4 protein-coding genes are annotated in these 2789 nt (G+C 70.0%); all 4 read right to left on the minus strand.

What is annotated here, in order from left to right:
* Positions 1-128 precede the first annotated feature (128 nt).
* Positions 129-737: a maleylpyruvate isomerase family mycothiol-dependent enzyme gene (locus tag QOC69_RS31060; protein ID WP_526446352.1), complete on the minus strand. Its 609-nt coding sequence runs from the start codon at positions 735-737 to the stop codon at positions 129-131.
* 5 nt (positions 738-742) lie between these two features.
* Positions 743-1582: a DegV family protein gene (locus QOC69_RS31065; protein ID WP_526446349.1), complete on the minus strand. Its 840-nt coding sequence runs from the start codon at positions 1580-1582 to the stop codon at positions 743-745.
* Between the two features lie 2 nt (positions 1583-1584).
* A complete protein-coding gene (gene octT / locus QOC69_RS31070; RefSeq protein WP_526446350.1) occupies positions 1585-2325 on the minus strand; it encodes a diglucosylglycerate octanoyltransferase in 741 nt (246 codons plus the stop codon).
* Positions 2312-2789, minus strand: a 478-nt coding sequence (gene gpgP / locus QOC69_RS31075; protein ID WP_526446351.1) for a glucosyl-3-phosphoglycerate phosphatase, incomplete at its 5' end; no start/stop codon positions are given. The genes octT and gpgP, both read right to left, overlap by 14 nt.

Consider the following 2789-nt stretch of genomic DNA (forward strand, 5'->3'; position numbering starts at 1 on the left):
CACTCGCATGCTGAGCTCCTCTCGGACGGTCGAGGCGTCTGCCGCCATACCGATATGAGCGCGCAGGCGGCGCGATTCCGACACTTTTCGGCCCACGTCCCCGGTCCATGCAGGTCGGGAGTGTGCGCTCAGACGTGCGACGAGAGGATGGCCAGGCCGGGTCCGTCGAGGTCGCGTAGCGCGTCGGGCCTCCCGGCCATCACCATCAACAGCGCCTCACCCGGGCCACGTACCTCCGGACCCTTGCCGTGAGACCAGTCGACGTCCGTGGCGATCAACCGCACTCCGCGCACCCGCCACGCACCGCGGATGGTCGGTGAATAGCGAACGAAGTCCAGTGCGGCGCAAAGACGTTCAACGGGAATGGTCCGCGCGAGGCCCAGCGGACGGCGGATGTCCTGCTGGTGAATCATGTTGTCGGTCAGCGCGACCCTGCCGCCGAATCCCGCACCCATGCCGCGTGGTTCGGCGTTGTCCCGCAGCAGTGCGATGAGCTGCTCGGGCGAGCGGTCCGTCAGGTCGCCCACGCCGAGGCCATTGATTCGGTCCATCTGCAGGCGGCCCTTGAGGAATCGAGCCGTCAGCTCCCGCGGGGTCATCCCCTCGAAACTCACCACGTGGGCGGCGACGTCGCGAACCCGCCACCCCGTGCACAAGGTCGGCGCGTCCCACTGCTCGGGCGTCAGTCCGGTCAGGAAGTCGGCGAACTCGATCCGTTCGTCGCGCGCGAGGTCCAGGGCGGTCACGAGTCGTCCACCGTCACGCACACACCGATCGCACCGCCGCCGACGTGGATCGACAGCACCGGGCCCATGTCGCTCACGGCCAACGACCCGATCTGTGGCAGTCGGGTGGTGAGTGCCGCGCCGACCTCGTCGGCGTCGTCGTGGTTGTCGACGTGATGGACGACGATCGACGCCGTGCGGTCGCCGACGAACTCCGCGACGGCCTCGACCATCGCGGCGTGGGCCTTCGACAACGTCCGGATCCGCTGGGAGAGCACCAGCCGACCGTCCACGTCGAGGCAAAGCAGAGGCTTCAGGGACAGCGCCGTGCTCAGCCACGACGCCGCCGTGCCGATCCGCCCGCTGCGCCGCAGATTGTCCAGTCGGTGCACCACGATGAAGGCGCGGCCACGCGGCACGGTCGACCGGGCCGCGGCCTCGACGGCATCGAGGTCGGCACCGGCGGCCGCCGCGCGCGCCGCGGCCACCGCGACGAACCCGACCCCCGCAGCGGCCGACCGTGCGTTCACCACGCGGACCGCCGGACCGAACTCCCGCGCCGCGGCCGCCGCCGTGCTGAAGGTGCTCGACAACGCCGCCGACAGATGCACCGCGACCACGCCGTCCCCGCCGCTGTCGGCCAGTGCCTTGCGGTACGCCTCGGTCAGGTCGGCGGGCGCGGCGCCGGCCGTCGTGGCGTGCGCCCGGTCATGGATGTCGTACGGCACCGCGTCGATGCCGTCGCGCAGATCCGTGCCGTCCACCAGGACGTGCAACGGCACCTGGCGAATCCCCCACCGCTGCAACTCGTCCGGGTCCAGCCGGGCGGACGAATCGGTGACCACCATGACGGCCATGGTTAGTCGCCGGTGACTTCGGAGACCGCGACACCCGCCTCGGCGAGGCCCTTCAACATCAACTCGGCGACGGACGCGTGAGCCTCGAAGTTCCAGTGGATGCCGTCCGGATTACCGCGTCCGCTCATCACCTCTTCGCCGACGGCAGCCTTAAGATCGACGATGGGCACGTCGTGGTCGCGTGCCCAGGACGTGATCGCGGCGACGGTGCGCATCCGCCAGCGGTGCGACCGGCCGTAGGTGTCGGCGTTGTGCACCGACGGTATCGACGCCACGAACGGAATGCCTGGCCGGTTGAAGTCGATTGCCGCCCTTGTCTGCTCGAGGTAGTCGGCGCTCAAGTGCGGCGGCAGCGCGGGCCGCGCGATGGGCGACAGCCGCGGCTGCAACCAGCCATATCCGTCGCGGGCCCACCGCCGCAGCCACGGCGGCCGGACGTAGCGGATCAGTTCGCGCACCGCCGTCGGCAACGGCGATGGCAGTGAATCCATGCCACCGGTCGCGACGATCACCGCGCCCGCGCGGGGCAGCGCCGCCCACGCCCGCGGATCCTGGGTGGCCGCCCACCACACGTCGCGGCAGGTCCAGCCGATCCGGCCGATCACCTCGACATCCCAACCGAGTTGGGCGGCAACGATGTTGGGCCAGATCCGGGGATCGTCGGCGGGCAGTCCGCCCGTTGGCCCGTAGTAGGACAGCGAATCGCAGAAGATCAGAAGCGTTGGGCGACTAGAGGACATCATTGGCGACCTGGGCAGATGCGTTCCATACGTCGAGCCGCCACCGGACCTCCTCGGCCACGGCATCCTGTTCCGAATGCCCGGACAACTGCACCCAGCTGGCATTGCCCATGCCACCCAGAATCGGCCAGTTGTCCACCGGCAGACCGAGCAGCGCGGCGGTCAGTGCGGCGATCAACCCGCCGTGGGCCACCAGCACCACTGGGCGGTCCGGCTCGTCGACACCCCATTCGGCTTGGTCGGCCACCAATTCCGCGACCAGCGGCAAGCTGCGGGCGGCCACGTCCACCCGGCTCTCGCCGCCGTGCGGGGCCCACCGGGCGTCGTCCCGCCACGCCAGACGGGCACCTGGGGCGACGGCGTCCACCTCGAGATGCGTCATGCCCTGCCAATCACCCAGATGGGTTTCGCGCAGTCGGGTGTCGACCGATACCGGCAACCCCGAACGTTCACTGAGCGCCAGTGCG

Source organism: Mycobacterium sp., assembly GCF_032162105.1.
Lineage (GTDB): Bacteria > Actinomycetota > Actinomycetes > Mycobacteriales > Mycobacteriaceae > Mycobacterium.

What these genes read in the sequence shown, in the direction of transcription:
- QOC69_RS31065 (WP_526446349.1), bottom strand. Translation starts at nt 1,582, where the DNA reads ATGGCCGTCATGGTGGTCACCGATTCGTCCGCCCGGCTGGACCCGGAC.
- octT (WP_526446350.1), bottom strand. Translation starts at nt 2,325, where the DNA reads ATGATGTCCTCTAGTCGCCCAACGCTTCTGATCTTCTGCGATTCGCTG.